The following is a 4286-nucleotide window of genomic DNA, read 5'->3' as shown; positions in this document are numbered from 1 at the left end:
TTATTTTGAGTCTCATAGGCTTCCACTACCTTTGTGGCACTTAATTGAGATTGTACTTTCTTGCTTTCTCCGTAGGTTGCATAGAATCCTGTAATAACATAATGCTCCCCTTCTTTTTCTATTTCGGATTTGTATAGCTGCTCACCTTTATCACCGTACAGCCCTCCGGCAGTTTGATAGGTTTTACCACCATTCCTGTATTCCACTTCGCCAGGGTCTTTATAAAGTTTGTTGTCTGGGTTGTTTTCTTCGATATAATGGACTTGCACATACTGAGGTTCTGCTGTATTTTCTGTCCATTTGTACTCAAAATTATAGTTCGTATGAAAAGTAGATGAGTCTCCCCATTGCGTTCCCGGACCCAAAGCATTAATCCAATCCTTTACTGATAGAATGTTAGTATTAATTATCTTACCAGTGCTTGCATTGTATGCCTCAATAATAGGTTGGAAGTAAACAAGGTAATATGACTCATAATCTCCCTTAATCTTCTTAAACTGATTCTTAGGGTTATTCTTATTCCATTTCTCAATTTCTTTCGTAACATAATTAGAGGAAATTACGTGTCGTGTGGTAATCATTGTACCATTTGAAGATGCTCCAATATCATATTTTATCCTGTACTTAGAGTTAATCTTAAATCCTTTAGTATCATCCACTTTGTAATTAGGTACTTTCACCGAAACTCTATTTTTGTAGGCGGTTACACCGAGACCAAAATAAGTTAGCGGTTGCGGTGTGATGTAGTATCCTACAGTTCGCCATCGAATACCGCCGCTTGCCTTTTTGTTTGTGGTAGTCCATGTTAAATAGCGTGCTCCTTTTAGTATATTTCCTTTTTCAGAGAAAGTTCTGTCATCCTTGTAGTCTTTTTCCCTGGCATCTACCCAAGCTTTTAATGTTTTGTATTCCTTTCCCAAAGACTTTTCATGTTTATCAAGGCTCTGCATCATACCCGTCTTTGTCCATCGTTTAGCATTCTCCATACCATCTGTGGATGCTGCTTGAACTTCTTGGGGTTGGTTGTTAATTTTGAGGTTGGTTAGTGGAGTTATTGCTATTGCCAGGACTAAAGTAGTAGCTATAACTCGTTTTGTTATTTTCCTAATCATAAGAAGACCTCCTCCTATTCTTATTTTTGTATGGTATCATCAAAATCTAACTCCTTTCTTGGCTATATTACCTGAAGATGAGATGCTTAATTTTTGCACCTCTTTTTTATTATCTTCAAGTTAAAAAGAGGATAGCAGGTGTTATCTGCTATCCTCTTGCTATAGGAACCCTTACCGGTGATGAGACCGGTGGGGTTGGGGCTGATTTGTTTGATTAATACCAATTTGCGTTTTCCCATACAAACAAATCTTGGTATTTTGTGTGGTCTACTTTATCATGACCTACTTTTACCTTTAGCTCTTCCAAGTAATGCTCATGAGTACCTGGAATATCCTGAAGCATCTCACCATGATAAAAAAGCTCTGGCTCCCCGTTAACTTTATGGCACTCTAACTCTGGTTCAAGCTCATCACGTTTGGCATCCCATCCCTGTATTAAAGGATGATAGGTAATTTTAATACCTGTCCAGTACTTTTCAGATACTTCTACTTTTTCAGTAATACTAGGCAAACAATGGTTGGAAGGGTCGACTTCCCACCACTTGCCGTCTACCTTAACTCTGTTCCATTCATGGTTAGGGTTAATCTCTTCATTTAGATAACACTCAGCTTCCATACCTAAAGCCTCGCACATATCCCTTAATAGTATCGCCTGGTCATGACACATACCGTAGCCACGGCTTATCGTTGTCATGGAGTCATGCTCCTCTCTAAAAGTACGCTGGTAATCAATATTTCCATTAATCCAAAGCATAGCTACATGAACCTTTTCAAAGTCACTTAATTGCTCTACATTAGGACCAATCTGTTCTTTCATAATCTTGAGCAGCTGTTTATAGGTATCATCAACATAAACCGAAACCTTTGCTTTGCCATATTTAGAACTTACAGTAATTGTACACTTACCGCCATTTTTACCGGTGACAACCCCCTTACTACTAACGGTTGCGACCTTCTTGTTACTGGACTTAAAAGTTACTTTATACTTCTTGTAATTTTTTTGTGAAATCTTTGAATGCTTTACATAACCTATTTTATCTCTCCATTCACGTCCTACCCAAAGAGTGTAAGGCTCATCTGCATCAAGGCAAACATCCGGCATAACAACATCCCCAAACTCAAAACTCCCATCGCCGGCAACAAATTTTTTCTTGGTTGCTGCTTGTGCAGTTGCTGCTGAGGTTACTGGAGTTAAAGTTGTAGTAAGTATTGCTATTGCTAAAGTGATTATTGTAAAAAGTTTGGATTTTTTCATGGTGGAACCCTCCTCTTGATTTTTACTTATTTATAGCAAACTGGGGGTTAGTTTTAGGTTTTGCTGTAACTATTATACTGGATAATTTTGGAGAAAGCAATAGCTAAACTGATTACTTATCACCTATAATTATTTGCTACTACTTTCTTGCCCCTATTACCTGAAGATGAGATACTAGTTTTCTAGTACCTCTGTTTTATTATCTTCAGTTAAAAAGAGGATAGCAGGTGTTATCTGCTATCCTCTTGACTGCTCTTCTGTGCAGTACTACTTCTAAAGTGAAATTTAAGCTAACCGCTTGACATCTGTATACAACTATGCTAGTATTATAGTGAAAAATTATAGGCACGGCTCATACCGTAAGGAAGAAATACCAACAAAGGTATACTAGTCACAGAGCCTACTGCTCTCACCACACAGAGAACATACTTCATCAACACATTAGGAGGAAAGTGAATGTCTTTTAATCAAAACAACTTAGTAGCTCTCACAGGAACAAATTACAATGTCTACACGGGAATAGACCTCCCGTTAAGACCTTTAGAGAGATACCCGCTACCAATTCAAGCTGGAGCTCTTTGCTCTTATTATAAAAGCCTAAGTATTGAAGAACTTTCTAACACCCAATTAGGATTGCTTACAGCGTTACATTCACTCTACACCACACCCGAAGCTACTAAATGCTTCCTAGCTGCCATCATAACTCAGAGTGGCTTACTGCGTGTCCGCCAAGACCTTTTTGCAGCTGAAGATTTAAGAGACGTTGTAAGCTTCGTTGAAAGAAATCTACCAACAAGCCTTCCCGGTGTTTGTTATAATAGCAGAAAACTTTTTGCAACCAAAACATTTGTAGACCTAACTAATGAAGGAACCATTAGTTATACTCTTGTACAGCCTACAGCCAAATTTTATGCTTACTCTTCTCTTGTGCACATCCTAAATCTGCTAAATGAGTTTTGTAATGGGCATCCAATGCCTGCCATCACCAGCCTCTTTGCATTACTAAGTTCTAGTAAATTTGCCCCAAGAAGATACACCAACTTGCTATTCGATATTGAAAAGAGTTTTAGTGAAATTAAACTATCAATATTTAATGGCTCTCTGATAGTACTGTCTCCGGACTTACCTGACTTTATAAAAGAAGCTATGAAAGATATCTTCTTTGTTATGTCAAACAAGCGTATCAGCTACCGTATGGCAGATACAGAACATCCAATGCTCCTACCGTATCCAATGTGTTGACTCCACTAAACTATGTGCTTAGTAGTTTACTAAATTCTAATCTTTTGGAAAAGAATTTAAAAACCCCTACCAGCGGTGAAACTGGTAGGGGTTGTTTTTTTTTGTTTTTTTTTTTAATTCACTTAGCAAGACTACTACACTGCACCAAACAACATCAATGACGACAATACAAAAGAAATTACCATCAGCAGCATATCCGTCCAAATTAAACAACAAAATAGTTTATTGTGTTTTTGTGAAAACTCTTTTCTTGATTTCCCTTTAACAGCCTCGTACCAAAGTAACAGTAGTGCAATTACTTGGGTTACTATCCCAAACGCTAAAGGGCTGTATCCGTACCACAGTAAGAGAGCACTATCTTTATTCAACCAATTTACTGCCTCTGTGCCTAGCACCCAGGCTAATTCATCTATACTCCCACTAAGACATACGAACGCCACCATTGGAAATAGACCTAACCTTTTCAGCTCTTCATATTCGTACCCACTTATCACGGTACCAAGTTCTGTAATCCATTTCCCAAGTGCCTTTACAAATGCGTATACCAACAATGTTAAAGCTAAAAGCACTGGTGTTAACATAAACATAAAACTATAAACAATGCCCATAACATCTTTTACTGTTACCGCAATCCCAAGAAAATAGTAACAGTATCTCCTTTCTTTGTCAAATTTGTA

The 4286-nt window shown here is 37.9% G+C and carries 5 protein-coding genes; 2 read left to right on the top strand and 3 right to left on the bottom strand.

Annotation, left to right across the window (positions count from 1 at the left end; all coding sequences use genetic code 11):
- Nucleotides 1-1112: hypothetical protein (locus ASU35_RS02640; protein WP_147525341.1), on the bottom strand; the 1112-nt coding region annotated here is incomplete at its 3' end.
- Between the two features lie 77 nt (nucleotides 1113-1189).
- On the opposite strand from ASU35_RS02640, the gene ASU35_RS19610 reads away from it, so the two are divergent.
- Nucleotides 1190-1330 (top strand): hypothetical protein, encoded by a 141-nt coding sequence (locus ASU35_RS19610; protein WP_172794582.1) that lies wholly within the window; start codon nucleotides 1190-1192, stop codon nucleotides 1328-1330.
- Here the strand turns inward: ASU35_RS19610 and ASU35_RS02635 are convergent.
- A complete protein-coding gene (locus tag ASU35_RS02635) occupies nucleotides 1327-2367 on the bottom strand; it encodes a transglutaminase domain-containing protein (protein ID WP_058351551.1) in 1041 nt (346 codons plus the stop codon). The two genes, ASU35_RS19610 and ASU35_RS02635, sit on opposite strands and share 4 nt — an antisense overlap.
- 456 nt (nucleotides 2368-2823) lie before the next feature.
- Here ASU35_RS02635 and ASU35_RS02630 point away from each other — a divergent pair, with 456 nt between their 5' ends.
- Nucleotides 2824-3609, top strand: a complete 786-nt coding sequence (locus ASU35_RS02630) for a hypothetical protein (RefSeq protein WP_058351550.1) — start codon at nucleotides 2824-2826, stop codon at nucleotides 3607-3609.
- A 134-nt stretch (nucleotides 3610-3743) separates the two neighbouring features.
- Here the strand turns inward: ASU35_RS02630 and ASU35_RS19605 are convergent.
- Nucleotides 3744-4286 (bottom strand): hypothetical protein (locus ASU35_RS19605; protein WP_172794581.1); only part of this gene is annotated, 543 nt, incomplete at its 5' end.

Origin of the sequence: Acetivibrio ethanolgignens, assembly GCF_001461035.1 — a bacterium.
GTDB classification, from domain to species: domain Bacteria; phylum Bacillota; class Clostridia; order Lachnospirales; family Lachnospiraceae; genus Velocimicrobium; species Velocimicrobium ethanolgignens.
This window is presented reverse-complemented; position numbering and strand designations above follow the sequence as displayed.

Excerpts from the sequence above, each read along its gene's own strand:
- ASU35_RS19610 (WP_172794582.1), top strand. The coding sequence starts at position 1,190 with ATGAGATGCTTAATTTTTGCACCTCTTTTTTATTATCTTCAAGTTAAA.
- ASU35_RS02635 (WP_058351551.1), bottom strand. The coding sequence starts at position 2,367 with ATGAAAAAATCCAAACTTTTTACAATAATCACTTTAGCAATAGCAATA.
- ASU35_RS02630 (WP_058351550.1), top strand. The coding sequence starts at position 2,824 with ATGTCTTTTAATCAAAACAACTTAGTAGCTCTCACAGGAACAAATTAC.